This is a genomic window from Micromonospora eburnea, assembly GCF_900090225.1.
Taxonomy (GTDB): Bacteria; Actinomycetota; Actinomycetes; order Mycobacteriales; family Micromonosporaceae; genus Micromonospora; species Micromonospora eburnea.
Genome location: NZ_FMHY01000002.1, coordinates 4756778 through 4773208, shown reverse-complemented (window position 1 = coordinate 4773208; position 16431 = coordinate 4756778). Strand labels below are relative to the sequence as shown.

10 protein-coding genes are annotated in these 16431 nt (G+C 70.0%); 4 read left to right on the top strand and 6 right to left on the bottom strand.

Features of this window, described 5'->3' with window-relative positions; translation table 11 throughout:
• The first annotated feature begins 28 nt into the window (after positions 1–28).
• On the top strand, positions 29–1216 hold the full coding sequence (locus GA0070604_RS20680; protein ID WP_091120947.1) for a cytochrome P450: 1188 nt from the start codon (positions 29–31) through the stop codon (positions 1214–1216).
• A gap of 97 nt (positions 1217–1313) precedes the next feature.
• On the opposite strand, the gene rfbH is transcribed toward GA0070604_RS20680, so the two are convergent.
• Both rfbH and GA0070604_RS20670 read right to left on the bottom strand, forming a co-directional pair.
• The gene (rfbH, locus tag GA0070604_RS20675; RefSeq protein WP_091120932.1) at positions 1314–2621 is read right to left on the bottom strand and encodes a lipopolysaccharide biosynthesis protein RfbH; all 1308 of its coding nucleotides are present in this window, start codon (positions 2619–2621) and stop codon (positions 1314–1316) included.
• A gap of 158 nt (positions 2622–2779) precedes the next feature.
• Complete coding sequence (locus GA0070604_RS20670; RefSeq protein WP_091120927.1) at positions 2780–3007, bottom strand: hypothetical protein; 228 nt, start codon at positions 3005–3007, stop codon at positions 2780–2782.
• Between the two features lie 507 nt (positions 3008–3514).
• Between GA0070604_RS20670 and GA0070604_RS20665 the strand changes: the two genes are divergently transcribed.
• The 3 genes from GA0070604_RS20665 (at position 3515) to GA0070604_RS20655 (ending at position 8044) form a co-directional block, all read left to right on the top strand.
• A complete protein-coding gene (locus tag GA0070604_RS20665) occupies positions 3515–5851 on the top strand; it encodes a HelD family protein (protein ID WP_091120924.1) in 2337 nt (778 codons plus the stop codon).
• Between the two features lie 634 nt (positions 5852–6485).
• Positions 6486–7274, top strand: a complete 789-nt coding sequence (locus GA0070604_RS20660; protein WP_091120921.1) for a thioesterase II family protein — start codon at positions 6486–6488, stop codon at positions 7272–7274.
• A complete protein-coding gene (locus tag GA0070604_RS20655) occupies positions 7271–8044 on the top strand; it encodes an AfsR/SARP family transcriptional regulator (protein ID WP_091120916.1) in 774 nt (257 codons plus the stop codon). Before GA0070604_RS20660 ends, GA0070604_RS20655 begins: the two co-directional genes overlap by 4 nt.
• On the opposite strand, the gene GA0070604_RS20650 is transcribed toward GA0070604_RS20655, so the two are convergent.
• The 4 genes from GA0070604_RS20650 to GA0070604_RS32670 all read right to left on the bottom strand — a co-directional run bounded on the left by GA0070604_RS20650 (position 8026) and on the right by GA0070604_RS32670 (position 16423).
• Complete coding sequence (locus GA0070604_RS20650) at positions 8026–9153, bottom strand: alpha/beta hydrolase (RefSeq protein ID WP_141721360.1); 1128 nt, start codon at positions 9151–9153, stop codon at positions 8026–8028. The genes GA0070604_RS20655 and GA0070604_RS20650 overlap by 19 nt on opposite strands.
• Before the next feature lie 80 nt (positions 9154–9233).
• The gene (locus GA0070604_RS20645) at positions 9234–10265 is read right to left on the bottom strand and encodes a 3-oxoacyl-ACP synthase III family protein (protein WP_091120913.1); all 1032 of its coding nucleotides are present in this window, start codon (positions 10263–10265) and stop codon (positions 9234–9236) included.
• A 60-nt stretch (positions 10266–10325) separates the two neighbouring features.
• On the bottom strand, positions 10326–11801 hold the full coding sequence (locus GA0070604_RS20640) for an FAD-dependent oxidoreductase (RefSeq protein ID WP_091120909.1): 1476 nt from the start codon (positions 11799–11801) through the stop codon (positions 10326–10328).
• The gene (locus tag GA0070604_RS32670; protein ID WP_167363536.1) at positions 11801–16423 is read right to left on the bottom strand and encodes a type I polyketide synthase; all 4623 of its coding nucleotides are present in this window, start codon (positions 16421–16423) and stop codon (positions 11801–11803) included. The genes GA0070604_RS20640 and GA0070604_RS32670 overlap by 1 nt, the downstream gene beginning before the upstream one ends.
• Between the last annotated feature and the right edge of the window lie 8 nt (positions 16424–16431).

Sequence of the window (16431 nt, the reverse complement as noted above, 5' to 3'; positions counted from 1 at the left end):
CGAGCAGTCGATCGGACGAGGGAGAGCCATGACAATCGACCAGCATGTCCTCCGCGAATTTCCCACCCGGCGAGGCTGTCCTTTCGACCCGCCCGCCGAACTGGCGACGATCGCCGAGAGCCAGGAAATAGTGAGCATGGCCTATCCGGACGGCCACACCGGGTGGCTGGTGACGAGCTATCCGCTGGCCCGGACGATACTGGCGAGTGCCGCCTTCAGCACGCGTCATGAACTGCGGCACTCGCCGGTGCCGACGATGCTGAAACCGACGCCTGCGCCACCCGGCGCCTTCATCGGCATGGATCCGCCGGAGCACACCCGCTACCGCAAGCCGCTCAGTCAGTACTTCACGGTCCGTCGTATACGACAGCTCGAGCCGGCGATCGAACGTGTCACCACCGAGTACCTCGACGCGATGGAACGACTCGGGCCCCCGGCCGACCTCATGCAGGCATTCGCGCTCCCGATCCCGGTGCAGGTGATCTCGGATATCCTGGGCTCGGGTCCCGAGTTCGCGGACGAGCTCCAGCGACTACGCGCGGTGACCCTCGACCCGCAGCGGCCCGCGGATGATGTGGCGGCGTCGGTCAGGGCAACCCACGAACTCATGGGCCGGCTGGTCTCGGTGAAGCGCCGGGAGCCCGCTGACGACCTGCTGAGCCGGCTCATCGCTGACGGCGACCTGAACGATCAGGAGCTGACCGGCCTGGCTCTGATGATGCTGATCGCCGGCCACGAGACGACCGCCCACACCATCGGCCTCAGCACCTACTTCCTGCTGCAGGACGAGGATCTCCGACGCCGGTTGACCGCCGGTCCGGCCCTCTCCGACGCGGCGGTCGGCGAACTCCTCCGCTACCTGACCAACGTCCAGTTCGTCACCAGGACCGCGCTGACCGACGTGGAGTTGGGCGGCGTACTCATCAAAAAGGGAGAATGCTGCACCATCTCGCTGTCTGCGGCGAACCGCGACGCGCGATACTTCCCGGACCCGAACGTCTTCGCGGAAGCCGGTGCGCGAGGCAGCCACCTCGCCTTCGGCCACGGGATTCACCAGTGCATCGGCCAGAACCTGGCAAGGGCGGAAATCCGCATCGCCATCAGCGCCCTGCTGCGCAGATTTCCCCGATTGCGGCTGGCAGCCGACCACTCGCACACGAATACGCGTGATGCGATGAACACGTACGGTCTCGACCGGCTGCCCGTCGTCTGGTAGGCCGCATCGTTCTGCCGCGACCGCACGCCCGGCGTGGACCACGCGTACAGATGGTCGGCCGGTGCGTGCGGTCCAGGCTGCCGACTCGCGTCGACGGCTACCGGGCCCGATCTTCGGCAAATTCGCGAATGGACGCGGCGACGTAGTCGATCATCTCTGCGGTCAGCTCCGGATAGACCCCGACCCAGAACGTCCGTTCGGTGATGATGTCGCTGTTGGTCAGGTCACCGACGACACGGTAGTGCTGCCCCCGGTAGGCGGGCTGGCGAGTCAGATTGCCGGCGAACAGCATGCGTGTGCCGATGTGGCGTGCCTCGAGAAAGGCGAGCAGTTCGCTGCGACGAAATCCGGCGTCCGCGAGCACCGTGATGATGAAGCCGAACCAGCTGGGATCGCTGCCGGGCGTTGGCTCGGGCAGCAGGATTCCCGGCACGTTCTCGAGGGCGTCACGCAGGCGTCGCCAGTTACGCCGGCGGACCTCTCCGAACTCGGTGAGCCGGCGAAGTTGGGACACTCCCAGCGCGGCCTGTATGTCCGTGGTCTTCATGTTGTAGCCGACACGGGAGAACGTGTACTTGTGGTCGTAGCCCATCGGCAGGCCGGGGAACTGTTGTGAGAACCGCTTGTGACAGGTGTCGTTCTGGCCGGGAGCGCACCAGCAGTCGCGGCCCCAGTCCCGTAGCGACTCGATGATCCGGGCCAGGGCCGGCCGATCGGTCAGTACGCAGCCCCCTTCGCCCATCGTCAGGTGATGGGCGGGGTAGAAGCTGGTGGTGGCGACGTCGCCGAACGTGCCGGTGAGCCGACCCTGGTAGGTCGACCCGACCGCGTCGCAGTTGTCCTCGACGAGGAAGAGTCCTTCGGCGCGGGCCAGTTCGGCGATCTCCGCCACCGGGTACGGGTTGCCCAGCGCGTGAGCGATCATGATGGCCCGGGTTCGGCTGGTCAGCGCTTCCTGCACCCGTTCGGCTGTCGTGTTGTAGGTGCCCAGTTCGACGTCGATGAAGACCGGCACGAGCCCGTTCTGGATGATCGGGTTGACGGTGGTCGGAAAACCGGCCGCCACCGTGATCACCTCGTCGCCCGGCCGCAGCCGGCGTCGCCCCAGTTCGGGCTGGGTGAGAGCGGTGAGCGCGAGCAGGTTCGCCGACGAGCCGGAGTTGGTCAGCAGCGCCTTCCGGCGGCCCAGTGCCTTGGCGAACGAGCGCTCGAACGTCTGCGCGCTGGGCCCCGCGGCGATTCGCATCGCCAGAGCGGCCTCCACCAATGCCACGCGGTCGTCCTCGTTCAGTGAGGCACCCGACGGCCAGATCGGCGTCTGCCCGGGAACGAAAACGCGCTGGGCGGTCGTTTCCCGGTGGTGCTTACGAACCAGTTCGAAGAGGAGCTCTTCGGTGGAGGACATGGGGCTTCCCTTCGGTCCCGAGGCGCTGTCCAACGGCTCGGTAGCCGTGATGCTGCGCGTGGTAGCGTCCCTCGTCGACGAGCTCCGCCGGCTTTGGAGCGAGGCGGCTGTCCTCCATCGGGACCCTGGCACAGGTGACCCTCGTCCCGGAGGCGGCTTCAGGCATGTTCGTCGCAGTCGCCAGACGCCCGCAACTCGTTCACCAGGCGCGACCACGCCGCCAACTCCGCCGGTGTGAGCGGGGCTTCGCCGCCCGGACCGCCGCCGAACTCGCCGGTCAGCTGCTGTCCGTGCAGGACTCCCGGCCCCCAGACCACCAAGGTCGAGACATTGCAGTAGGCGAATGCCGCACCGATTCGTTCCAGCCAGTCCGCCGACTGGTGCACGATCGATCGCAGGCATGACCTGTACCCGCGCCATGACCATCGATCAACCATGAACACGCCCCTTGTAATCGAATGTCATCACCATCCCGACTGGTTCTTCAGCCCGCTTAGGCTGTGGCTAAAGCCGATACCCTCCGGGGCATGCCGGCGGCGGTCGTCCGACCACCGGGGCAGGCGACGAGGGGCACGGCCGCCGTGTCGCGGCGGTGGCGATCGCCTGACGGTGTGCCGGACGACGCGAGGCGGTCGTTGGCATCAGCGCTGGTCAGGCCGTACGGGCGGTGAGTGGCGCGGCACTGCCGCGGCTTTGCCGGGACCTTGGCCGGTCATCGGACAGTAGGACCGGCACCGACCACCATGGACGGTGGGGTGAACCGGTGTGCCGAAACCGTCCGCCAGAGGGCCAAGGTCGACGCGTTGTCTGATTTCCACTGATGTCTGGTGCTACTGTCGTTGCTCGCAGCGGGGGAGTGGGCCGGCTGCGTATCGACCCGTGTGAGGATGCGAATGGCTTTGGGATTCGAGGGTGCGGCAGGAGCCAAGGACGAGCAATCGGAGGCGGCGGGCTACCGCCACCGGGAGCTCGAACAGGAACGGGAGTACGTGTCCGCGCTCTACCGGCGGCTCGACCAGCTAGCCGATCGTGAGAGCGAACGTCGACAGAGGGTTCAGTTGCAGGAGGCCGGCGGCACGCACCAGTCGCGGTTCGACCGCGACGTGTCCGAGGAGAAGTCCTCCCGGCGGCTGTCCCAGTTGTCCGCCGCAAACTACGGGCTGTGTTTCGGCCGGCTGGACATGGTCGACGGAGACCGCCGCTACGTCGGCCGGTTGAGTCTCTTCGACGAGGAGGACCACGAGCCGCTTCTGATCGACTGGCGGGCACCCGCTGCTGAAGGGTTCTACCGGGCCACTCCGGCCGCGCCCGCTGGGGTGCTGCGGCGGCGCCAGTTGCGTACCCGGGAGCGGGACGTCATCGCCATCGACGACGAGGTCTTCGACCTGGATGCGCTCAACGACGATCAGCGGGAGAGTCTCAACGGTGAGGCCGCCTTGTTCGCTGCGCTCACCGCGAGCAGGACCGGCCGGATGCGTGACATCGTTGCGACCATCCAGGCGGAACAGGACCGCGTCATCCGCGCGGATCTGTCCGGCATTCTCGTCGTCCAGGGTGGGCCAGGGACTGGAAAGACGGTCGTCGCGCTGCACCGTGCTGCATATCTACTATACACCTTCCGAGAGCGGTTGTCCAAACGTGGCGTCCTCGTGGTCGGTCCCAACCCCACCTTCGTCCGCTACATCGACGAGGTTCTGCCGTCGCTCGGTGAGAACGACGTCCTGCTGTCCAGCGTCGGCCAGCTCTATCCGGGCCTGAACGCCGTCGGCTCCGATCCCGCCGCCACGGCTGCCGTCAAGGGGAGTCTGCAGATGGCGGAGGTCCTGGCCAATGCGGTGAAGAACCTGAAGCGGGTTCCGGAAGCCCCGCTACGGATCACCGTGAACCGCGGGACCATCCACGAGGACGTGGTGGAGCTCGGGGTGGCGGTGTGCGAAAGGGCGCGGGCTGCGGCGCTGGAGTCGGGGCAGCCCCACAATCATGCGCGCAGGGTCTTCCAGAAGGAGATCATTACTCGGCTCGCGCGGTTGACGGCGGAGAGTCTCGGCAGCAGGGCGGTCGGGCACGAGGATCTCGCCGACATCGCCACGGAGCTGCGCGCGGACCCCGACGTGCGAGCGGCCCTGCATCAGCTCTGGCCGGTGCTGACACCGCAGCAACTGCTCATCGAGCTCTTCAGCTCGCCCGACCGCCTCGCCGCCGCGGCGCCTGATCTGTCCGAGGAGAAGCGGGCCGCCCTGTGGCGCGCGGCGCCGGAGGACGGTGGGGGAGAGCGGTACTGGACCCCTTCGGACGTGCCGTTGCTCGATGAGGCCGCCGAACTGCTCGGTGACGTGCAGACCGCCGAGGAGATCCGTCGGGCCCGTGCCGCGGCTGCGGAGCACCGGGCGGAGCTGGCCTATGCCGAGCAGGCGCTGGAGGAGATGGGTATCAAGGGGCTGCTGAGCTCCGAACAGCTTCTCGAGCAGTACCACGGCGGTCCCGAGTTCATGTCCACGGCGGAGCGGGCGGCCAAGGACCGGTCGTGGGCCTTCGGGCACATCATCGTGGACGAGGCCCAGGAGCTCTCCCCGATGGCCTGGCGGGTGCTCATGCGGCGGTGTCCGAGCAGATCCATGACGATCGTGGGGGACATCGCGCAGACCGGGGCCGTCGCCGGAACCGCGTCGTGGCACGAGGCCCTGGACCGGTACGTGCCCGGGCGGTGGCGCCAGGAACAACTGACCATCAACTACCGGACCCCGTCCGAGATCATGGCGGTCGCGGCCGACGTGCTCCGGGCCATCGATCCGGACCTCACCGCCCCCCGGGCCGTTCGTGCGTCCGGCACCGAACCGTGGAGCCTGCGGGTCGAGGCCCCGGACCTCGCGGCCGCACTGCCGGGGATCATCGAGAAGGAGGCTGACCGGGTCGGGGACGGCCGGCTCGCGATCATCGTGCCCACGGCTCTGCTGGCGGAACTGCGTACGGTGCTGGCCGAGACCGAACAGGTCGTCTTCGCCGACGAGCCGTCCGCCCTCGACGCCGTGGCGGTCGTGCTGACCGTGGAGCAGTCCAAGGGGCTTGAGTTCGACTCGGTGCTGGTGGTGGAGCCGGGCCGGATTCTGGCCGACCCGCCGAACGGAACGAAGAATCTCTATGTCGCCGTCACTCGGGCGACGCAGCGACTCGGCGTCATCCACAGCGGTGAACTGCCGGAGTTGCTCCGGGCGTTGAGTCCGTCCTCGTAGGGGTCAGTCAACCGAGGGCGCAGGCGCTTGACGCGACCCCGTGCCGGCCGGTGGCCCGGACTGCCCCTGTGGCCCGCGTCCGCGACGCGGCCACAGGGGGGCAGGGCCACTCGTGGTATCGGGTCACTGCTGGTCACGGTCGTGATCGAGTCAGGTGAGCGGTGGTTGGTGCGGGACCGTGCCGGGCGGCCGGTGGTGCGAACGCAGCCGGGGCCGGGGCGTCCCAGGCGTAGGCGTTCCGATCGGCGGCCGCCTTACGGTGCGCGTCGCCGGCACCCCTATCTCTTCCGTCCCGCACCCCTACCCGCCTCATCGACTGGGGTCGGCGACGCCGCCACTATCGATTAGCATCGATTTCGCCGGATCCGCAGGGGTCCGGGAAATGTCGGCTTGGCTGCGACACACCCGCACCGGCGTCCTCGGCAACGCCCCTGCCGCGGTGTCCCGGGAAATCGCTGCCGAAAGACGCGCGGGTTCGGTGTGGACGTTGGCCGGCGCGTCGACTGATCGAGGAAAGGCGCTCGGTGAAGGGCGCGCCGAAGCGGAACCCCGAGGCCCGCATGCCTGGCTGCCAGCCGCACAAGAAATGGCAACGCCATGTCGGCTGGCGCGTGCAACAACGGGAAGGCGATGAATGTCCGGCTCGATACGCAAGGACGACTCCTGGATTCGGCGATTTCATTCCTGCCCGGAAGGTGCGACACGGCTGATTTGCCTTCCGCACGCCGGCGGATCGGCGAGTTGGTACTTTCCGATGTCACGGGCCCTCTCACCCGGTATCGACGTACTGGCGGTTCAATACCCGGGACGACAGGACAGGCGTCTGGAGCCCCAGATCGACAACATCCCGGAACTGGTGGATCGGACGTACCAGGCGCTCGACGGGTGGATCGACGCTCCGTTCGCCTTCTTCGGTCACAGCATGGGAGCGGTACTCGCGTACGAGCTCGCTCGCAAACTGCGGGCGGCCGGCAACCGTGGTCCGATGATGCTCTTCGTCTCTGGCCGACGCGCGCCTTCCTGCGGGCGCAGGAGCTCCGTGCATCGCCTCGACGACGAGCGACTCGTCGCCGAGCTGCGCCGGGTAGGCGGTACGGACGAGCGGCTCCTGAGCGAGCCGGACCTTCGTGCCGCGGTACTCGCCGTGACACGTAACGACTACCGGGCCGTCGAGACCTACGTCCACGTGGCCGGACCGCCGTTGGACTGCCCCATCTCCGTGCTGGTCGGCGACCGGGACCCGCAGGTCTCGGTGGACGAGGCCGCGGCCTGGGCCGAGCACTCGATGGGCGGGTGTGACCTGCACGTTCTCCCCGGCGGCCATTTCTACGTCAACGATCAGTGGCCGCGGGTGACCGGCATCGTCACCGCCGCCGTGGAGCAGGTCCGACGGAGGACCGCGCGCGAGGGGAGCATGCGATGAGGTACGAAGTGCTCGGCCCGCTGCGCGTCCTGGACGGCGACCAGGTGTCCACGATCAGCGCCCCCAAGATCGAGATCGTCATGACGGTGCTGTTGGTCCGCTCCGATCAGGTCGTCACCCTCGAACAGCTCATGGCCGAGATCTGGGGCGACCAGCTGCCCCGGCGGGCGACCGCCGGCGTGCACGTATACATTTCCCAGCTCCGGAAGTTCCTGAGCCGTCCCGAACGGCCGGACAGTCCCGTCGTCACGAGACCGTCGGGATATCTGCTGCGCAAGGGCTCCGACGAGCTGGACCTGCACATCTTCCTGCAGAGTGTGGAAGAGGGGCGGGGCCACTTCCGGGACCAGCGGTACGAGCAGGCCGTCGCGTGCCTCGATCAGGCACTGGCGCAGTGGCGGGGACCGCTGGCCGGCGACCTCCGGGCCGGCCGGATCATCGACGGATTCGCGGCCTGGCTGGCGGAGACCCGCCTGGAGTGCCTGGAGATGTTGATGGAGTCGCAACTGCACATGGGACGCCATCGCGAGATTGTCGGACGCCTGTACTCCCTCACCCTGGAGCATCCGCTGCGGGAGGCGTTCTACCGGCAGCTCATGCTCGCGCTCTACCGCTCCGAGCGGCAGGCGGACGCGCTGCGGGTCTATCAGGGCGCCCGCGCCATGCTGAACGAGGAACTCGGCCTGGAACCCTGCCGTGGCCTTCAGGCGCTGAACCGGGCCATCCTCGTGGCCGACCCCCAGCTGGACGATCACGTGGCCCTCATCTGAGAGGGGCTGTCCACCGCCGGCTCGCCGCGCGGCGCGGCGAGCCGGCGGCGGGCCTGCAGCAGGCGGCACAACAGGTCGACACCGCCTTTCATCGGGCCGTGCACGTCGCGGATTCGCAGCAGGGCACGAAGGCACCAGAGCCTGCTCTCGAGTACGTGGCCCGGCGCGCCGTGGACGTCGTCGATCTCCAGGACCTCGCAGTCGGGGACGTGCTGCCGGAGCTGATGCCAGTCGGTCGCGGGAATGATCTCGTCCCGCCGGCTGGCCACGTACCGGACGGGGATGGCCGGAGCGCGGAGTTGCGCTGCGGCCAGCGCGAAGTCCGGCAGGTTCTCGAAGACCCTCGTCGCTCCGACCCCCATCAGGTGCGCGACGGTGCGGGTAGTGACGAGCGGCACCCGACGCTGCCAGGTGGTGTCGGTGAAGAAGTCGCTCACCGGCGCTCCGGTGGTGATGACCGCCCGGATGCGCGAGTCGTCGACCGCGCAGCGCAGCGCCAGGTGGCCGCTGAAACTGAGCGTCATCGCGTATGTGTGCGCGACGTCGGCCCGATCGCTGACCGCGTCGAGCACACCGGACAGCATGCGCCAGCTCTCCGGCCCGTACCGGAGGGTGTTCTCCCCCACGTTGGGCATCTCGGTGACGATCCCCGCCATGCCCATCGCCGCGATCTGGCCGAGCATCGGTCCCCACTGCTCCTTGACGGTGACGATGCCGCCCATGACCAGCAGCAGGGGCCGGGGGTTCGCCTGGTCGAGCCCGGCGGACCAGCACCGTACGCGCCCGTCCGGGAGATCGACATCGAGCCGCTCGATGCCGTTCTGGCTCGCCCGCCAGCGATCGAAGGCGTGCACGCACCGGTCCTGCGCCTCCCGGCGCGCCGGACCGTCCGCGAAGGGAAATCTCGCCATGGCGTAGTGCCGGCTCGCCTCCAGCAGGCGTCCGCGTTCCTCCAGCCGCTCGGCCACCGCGGTCCATTCGGCCACCCAGGAGCCGGCGCCGGAGGCGTGGTCGCCGCTGATCCGGTCGAGTATCCCGCGGTGGTTCGCGATCTTCTGACCCCGCGCGTGGACGACCACGAACTGCTTGAGTTCCGCTACATCATGCATCGTTTCACCGCATTCTGACCAAGGCGTGAGCGCCCGTGGCTCGCCGGGCGGTGGACTCTTCGGTGTCGATCACCACAGCTTCAGGTCATCTCCAGCGCGAGGCCCGCTTTGATCCATTTGCTGGACTCCACGGCGACGGCCACCGCACGGTCCCCGGTCGCCAGCCGCGACAGCGCACGTTCGAGCTGGAAGAACGGCAGCGCGTTCCCGGTGTTGCCGATGTCGACCACGCAGCTCACCTCGGTGGCGCCGGGTAGGTCCAGGTGTTCCACGATCTTGCGGGTCATGACGCCCGACAGTTGCGGTGGGAGCAGGTAGTCGATGTCGTCCTCCTGCCAACCGAGGTCGTCGAGCAGGTCCTCGAGCGCCTCGGCCGCCAGGAGCGGCACCGACTCGGCGATGGCCTGGTAGTCCTCCATGACCGGCTGCCGGTCCGACCGCCGGTCACCGCGTCCGAACCATTCGACCACCTGCCCCGGGGGCCGGTTGCGGCCGACGAGCTGAAGATGGATCTGCCGGATCACCGCCCGCCGCGGTGCGGGCCCGGTGGTCAGCACCATCGCTCCCGCACCGTCACCGAAAAGGACGCCGTTCACCTGCTCGGAAGCGGGCAGCGCGGCGACGTCGATCGTCAGGTCGAGGTGCTTGGCGCAGTTCTCCGCGCCCAGCACGAGTGCGGTCCGACGCCGGCCGGACATCAGCATCGTGTACGCCAGGTCCATTGCCTGGAAGGCGCCACAGCAACCCGACTGCATCTGGTACGTCGGGACACCGTCGACGCCGATCCGGTCGGCGATCATGTTGACGGTCGCCGGCATGAGCGTGTCCGGTGACGCCGTTCCCAGCACCATCACATCCACCTCGTGCGCGCTGATCCCGGCGGCGTCGAGGGCCCGTGCCGCGGCCGTCGCCCCGAGGTCTGCCAGGGAATACCGGACCTGCCCGCTCTCCAGGTCCATGGCGAAGTGCCGGAAGCGGGTGCCGATGAACGAGTCGATCCACTGTTCCCAGACCGGTGGCATGTTGAAGCGGCGGGCCAGTGTCGCGTTGTCCACGGCAGGCCCGGGGAGCGCTGTTGCGACCGACAGGATGTGGATGTCGGGTGTCTGCATTCGAATCCCTCCCGCTTCGGCCCCGACGCTAGCGGCCTGCGCTAAAGCAGCCCTAGCCGTTCATTGCCCCGCCGGGCCGAACCAGCGGTCGAGAGCCTCGCGCAGCCCCACGGCCTCGCGGTCCCGCGTGGCCCAGGCGACCCGGCCGTCGGGACGCAGCAGCAGACCCGCGGCCCCGACAACGGTCGCCGGTTCCGCCACCACGCCGTCGACCCGCTCCTGCCAGCCGGAGCCCATCTCGTCGACGAGCGCGCCGCCGCACAGATCGAGCAGAACCCCGCGCCCGCCGTGCAGGAGGGCGGCCGTGCTGGTCGATCCGCCCGCCGTGGCGAGCGGGATGTCCGCGAGTCGATGTCCGACCAGCGGATGGCCGGCAGTGCCGGGCAGGTCGTACCGGACGTCCAGGCCGCCCACCGCCTTGACCAGATGCTCGTTGACGTCGTCGAACACGATGAGTTCCGCGAGGAGGTCCCGCATCGGCTCGGCCCTGCCCCCGGGCTGCATCAGGGCCGTCTGGGCCGCGATGATCGCGCGAGCGCGTTCGGCGACGGGATAGCGTTCGCCCTGATACGTGTCGAGCAGGCGGTCGGGTGCCCAGCCACGGATCACGCCGGCGAGTTTCCACCCCAGGTTGACGGCGTCCTCGATGCCAGTGCTCAGTGACAGGCCCCCGAGCGGAAAGTTCACGTGCGCCGCGTCGCCGGCCAGGAACACGTCGCCGCGGCGGTACGTCTCGGCCTGCCGGTCGACCTGGAACCACCTGCTGAGCCAGTGCGCGTCGCCGAGCGCGACATCCAGCCCCGACACCCGGCGGATCTGCTCGCGGAACTCCGCGATGCTCGGTGGCCTCTCGCGGTCCGGCGGTTCGACGTCGAACACGCCGACGGTCACCCGCATGGTGCCGGGGCCGGACGGCGCGACCGTGAACAGCCCGTCCGGGTACTGCCGCGCACCCAGGTGGCCGTACAACTCCTCGCTGGCGTCCACATCGCCGAGGATGCCGTAGAACGGAGTCTCGGCGCCGGGAAAGCCGATGCCCGCCAGCTGCCGAACCGAACTGTCCACGCCGTCGCAGCCCACCAGGTACCGGCACCGGACCGTGTCCTCGCCGCCGGCGGTCCGGACCTGCACCGTCACGCCGCTGTCGTCCTGCTCCACCCCGATGATCTCGTGACCTCGACGGATCTCCGCGCCACTCTTCACGGCGTACTCGGCGAGGCGCTGTTCCAGCGTCGCCTGGCGGACCATGAAGTTCAGGGGACGCTGCTGCCGCAGGCGGGCCGGGTCCAGGACGAGATGGGCGAAGAACGCGTGGGGGAGTGCCACGCCGTCCTCACGTAGGGCATCCATCAGGCCGCGCTGCTCGAGTAGCTCCACCACCGTCGGGTTGATCGCCATGCCCGGCACGTCCGGCCGTGCCGCCCCGAGCCGCTCGATGACGACGGTGGGCACGCCCGCCGCGCTCAGCTCGCCGGCCAGCATCAGTCCTACCGGGCCGGCGCCGGCGATGGCGACCGTGTGACGTGTGGGATTCATCAGGCGTCTCCTCCGTGCTGTGTCATGGGAACCGTCAGGGCGGGCATGGCGCTCACGTGCTCCGCGAGCGCGGCGCACGTCGGATGGTCGAAGACGTCCGAGGGTGAGACGTGCGCGCCGCCCGTACGCAGCACCGTGCTCAGTTCGAGGGCACCGAACGAGGTGAGCCCCAGGTCCATCAGGCTGTCCTGGTCGCCCAGCTCCTCCGGCGTCTCCAGCCCCAGGACGGTGGCCGCCCGCATGCGGATCAGGTCGACCAGCACCGCCGGCCGCCCGGCCACGGGCGCTTCCCGGAGGGTGCGCACGAGCCACCCGTCCGCCTGGTGCCCGTCGTCACCGGACGCGGGCGCGCCGGCCAGGTCGCGGAAGAGGGGGTTCACCCGGGTCGCCTCGACCCGGGACAGGAACGGCGCCCAGTCGACGTCGGCGACGATCAGCGCCTCCTGCCGTGGATCGCGCGCGAAGGCGAGGACCGCCATGCCGGACGCCGGGTTGATCCGGCCGACACCCCACGACCGCGGCGGCTCCTGCTCGTACGGTCCCCAGGCGACCGACAGCGCCGGCAGGCCGCTCGCTCGACGCCGTGCCGCCAGCGCGTCGAGGTACGCAAGTCCGGCGGCGGCATCGACCGCTCCGGGCACGCCGGACAGCCACGCCGCAGGCGAGAAGGTGACGAAGGCGTCCAGTTCGATGTCGCGGGTGAGTTCCGTCAGGTTCGTCGCGGCGCGGACCACATCGTCGAACTCCCGGCCGGGCCCGGCGATGTCCGCTTCCGGGTACCCCTCGACGTGCACCACGGCCGTCAGCGGGTGGTTCGCGTCCGACGACTCCAGCAGACCGGTGAGGGCACTGACGTCGGCCGCGTCCGCCGTGGCGTAGCAGACCTCGGCGCCGTACCCGGCCAACGCCTCGGTGAGCTCCTTGACCTCTGTGCTCTCGTGGTGCGCCGAACCGGCCAGCACCAGGCGCGCGGCGCCGTGCTCGGCCAGCCAGTGAGCCGCGTGGACACCGAGCGTCGTCGTGGCGCCGGTGACCAGGACGCAGCCGCGGGGCTGCCAGAGGTGCTCGCCGGCGCCCGTGCCCAGTGCGGCACGGCCGAGGCGGCGCGCGTAGGCCCCGGATGCCCGGATCGCCACCTGATCCTCGCCGGTGGCTCCGGACAGCAACGCCCGCAGCGCCCGCCCGGCCTGCCGGACCGACGAGTCCGGGAGGTCTACCAGCCCACCCCACCGGTCGGGCCGCTCGGCAGCCATGACCTGCGCCAGACCCCACAGCTGGCTCTGCCCGGCGCCGGCCGGCAGATCGCCGGAACCGACCGAGACCGCGCCGCGCGTGGCCACCCACAGGGCACCCGGTACGCCGCTGGCCGCCAGCGCGTCCATGACGGTCAGAGTGCGGCTCAGGGCCGACGAGGGCGCGAGGGGCTCCGCCAACGCGAGCAGGGAGAGCACACCGGAGGAGCGGGCGCCCTCGCCCACGGCCCGACGAAGGCGGTCGGCCAGCCCACGGGACTCCTCGTCGCTCGCCACGGTGACCGTGACGACCTCGGCGCCCTGTTCACCGAGCGCGGCGATGGTCTCGGCGACGACGCCGGGGGCCCCGTCCGGCACCAGGACGAGCCACGTCTGCGCCGCCGGCGGCGCAGACGCCGGCGGCACCGGCGTCCAATGCGTCCGATAGCCCAGGTCCGGCCATCGCCGTAGGGCCGTCAGCCGCGGCAGCAGTTCACTCAGCGCGGAGCGCTGCCGCTCGGCCAGCCCCAGCACCGCGGCCAGTCGCGTCAGGTCGGCGTGGTCGACCGCGTGCCAGAATGCCGACTCCAGCGACTCGGCACCGCCGGTGCGAACGGGCTCGCGCTGCTCCAGCCAGTACCGCTTGCGTTCGAAGGCGTAGGTGGGCAGCGTGACCGGGTGGGGCGCGGGCTGCCCGTACCAGGCCGTCCAGTCGACGGGGTGGCCGCAGGCGTGCAGGCGGGCGAGCGCGGCCAGGATGGTCCGTGGCTCCGGCCGCCTCGGGCGGAGCATCGACACCAGCGCGGGCGCCGGCTCGTCGACGGTGAGGCAGTCCTGCGCCATGGTGATGAGCGTCGAGTCGGGGCCGAGTTCCAGGAAACGCGTGACGCCCTGGTCCTGCAGGGTTCGCACGCAATCGGCGAACCGTACGGTGTGGCGGACGTGACCGACCCAGTACTCCGCCGTGCAGAGCTGATCGGCGGTGACCAACCGGCCGGTGACGTTGGAGACCAGGGGTATCGTCGCCGGCCGGAACGAGATCTGCCGGACGATCTCCCGGAACTCCGGGAGCACCTCGTCCATGTGCGGGGAGTGGAAGGCATGGCTGACACGCAGCCGCCGAGTACGGCGCCCGCGCGCTTTCCACTCCGCCGCGATCCGCGAGACGGCTTGCTCGTCGCCGGAGACGACGGTGGCCTGGGGACCGTTGACCGCCGCGATCGACACCTGATGCTCCAGCCCGGCCAGCGTCTCGCGGACGTCCTCCTCGGCGGCGCGGATCGACACCATCGCACCTCCGGCCCGGGCCCGTTCCATGAGCCGGCCGCGGGCGACGACGAGGGTGCAGGCATCCGCCAGAGACAGCACCCCGGCGACGTGTGCCGCGGTCACCTCCCCCAGGGAATGACCGGCGACGTAGTCGGGGTGCAGCCCCCACGACGCGCTGAGCCGGACCAGGGCGACCTGTATCGCGAACAGCCCCACCTGGGTGTACAGCGTCCGGTCCAGGACGGCCGCCGCCGGATCGTCCGGTGCGGCGAACACCACGTCGCGCACCGAGTGGTCCAGGTGCGGGTCGAGATGCGTACAGACCTCGTCGAAGGCCGCGGCGAACGCCGGAAACGTGTCGTACAGTTCGCTGCCCATCCCGGGACGCTGGCTGCCCTGCCCGGAGAAGAGGAACGCCAGTTTGCCGCCCATGGCGGCGACATCGGTGATGACGGCTGCGTCCGGCTGCCCCTGCGCCAGCGAGCGCAGGCCGTTCAGCAACGCGGCGTGGTCGTCGGCGACCACCACCGCCCGGTGCTCCCACTGGGAGCGGCGGATGGCGAGACCGTACGACACGGCCACGGGATCGGTGTCCGCAGCCCGGCCGAGGTGGTCGAGCAGGCGTTCGGCCTGCTTCCGGAGCGCCGGCTCGGTCCTGCCGGAGAGTAGCCACGGCAGGTGCGCAACGGTGTCGGCGCCGCCGGCAGCCTCGCTGTCCGTGCCCGGTTCCGGGGGCGCCTCGAGGACGAGGTGGGCGTTGGTGCCGCTGATGCCGAACGAGGAGACGGCAGCCCGCCGCGGGTGGCCGGTGCGCGGCCAGGCGACGGGCTCGGTCAGCAGCGCGACGTTGCCGGCGGCCCAGTCCACGTGCGGCGTGGGTGCGTCGACATGCAGGGTGGCCGGCAGGAGCCCGTGCCGCAGGGCCTCGACCATCTTGATGACCCCGGCGACGCCGGCAGCGGCCTGGGTGTGGCCGATGTTGGATTTGACCGAGCCGAGCCACAGCGGATGCCGCGGGTCGCGGTCCTGACCGTACGTGGCGAGCAGGGCCTGCGCCTCGATCGGGTCACCCAGCGTCGTCCCGGTACCGTGCGCCTCGACCGCGTCGACCTCGTTCGCGCTGATGCCCGCGTTCGCCAGGGCCCGGCGGATGACGCGTTGCTGCGCCGGGCCGTTGGGTGCGGTCAGCCCGTTGCTCGCGCCGTCCTGGTTGACCGCGCTGCCACGGATGACCGCTAGCACGGGATGCTGGTTGCGCTGCGCGTCCGATAGCCGCTCCAGCAGGAGGACGCCCGCTCCCTCCGCCCAGCCGGCACCGTCCGCGGCGGCGGCGAAGGATTTGCAGCGTCCGTCCGGGGCGAGGCCGCGCTGGCGGCTGAACTCGACGAAGACGCTGGGGGTGGCCATGACGGTCGCCCCGCCCGCCAGCGCCAGCGTGCAGTCACGTCGGCGCAGGGCCTGGCACGCCAGGTCGACGGCGACCAGTGACGAGGAGCACGCGGTGTCGACGCTGAGCGCCGGACCGTGCAGCCCCAGCGTGTAGGCGATCCGACCGGACGCCACGCTGCTCGCGCTGCCGTTGCCGAGATAGCCTTCGAAGCCCTCCGGGGCCTGGGGATAGAAGCGGCCGGCGTAGTCGTCGTACATCACCCCAACGAAGACCCCGGTGTCGCTTCCCCGCAGCGCGGCCGGCACGATACCGGCGCGTTCGATCGCCTCCCAGCAGATCTCCAGCAGTATGCGTTGCTGGGGATCGATCGCGAGCGCCTCGCGGGGACTGATGCCGAAGAACGCCGGATCGAAGTGCGCGGCGTCGTGGAGGAAACCGCCCTCACGGGTGTAGGAGCAGCCCGTTCGGTCCGGGTCGGGATCGTAGAGCCGGTCGAGGTCCCAGCCGCGGTCGGTGGGGAAACCGGAGATCACGTCGGTGCCCTCGGCCGCCACCCGCCACAGGTCCTCCGGGGACTCCACCCCGCCGGGGTACCGGCAGCTCATCGCCACGACGGCGATCGGCTCGCGGCCGGCCGCCTCGGCCTCGGCCAGGCGTCGCCGGGTGCGGTGCAGATCGGCGGTGACCCATTTGAGGTACTCGACGACTTTTCCGTGCTCGGTCGTGTCCACCTTGATCC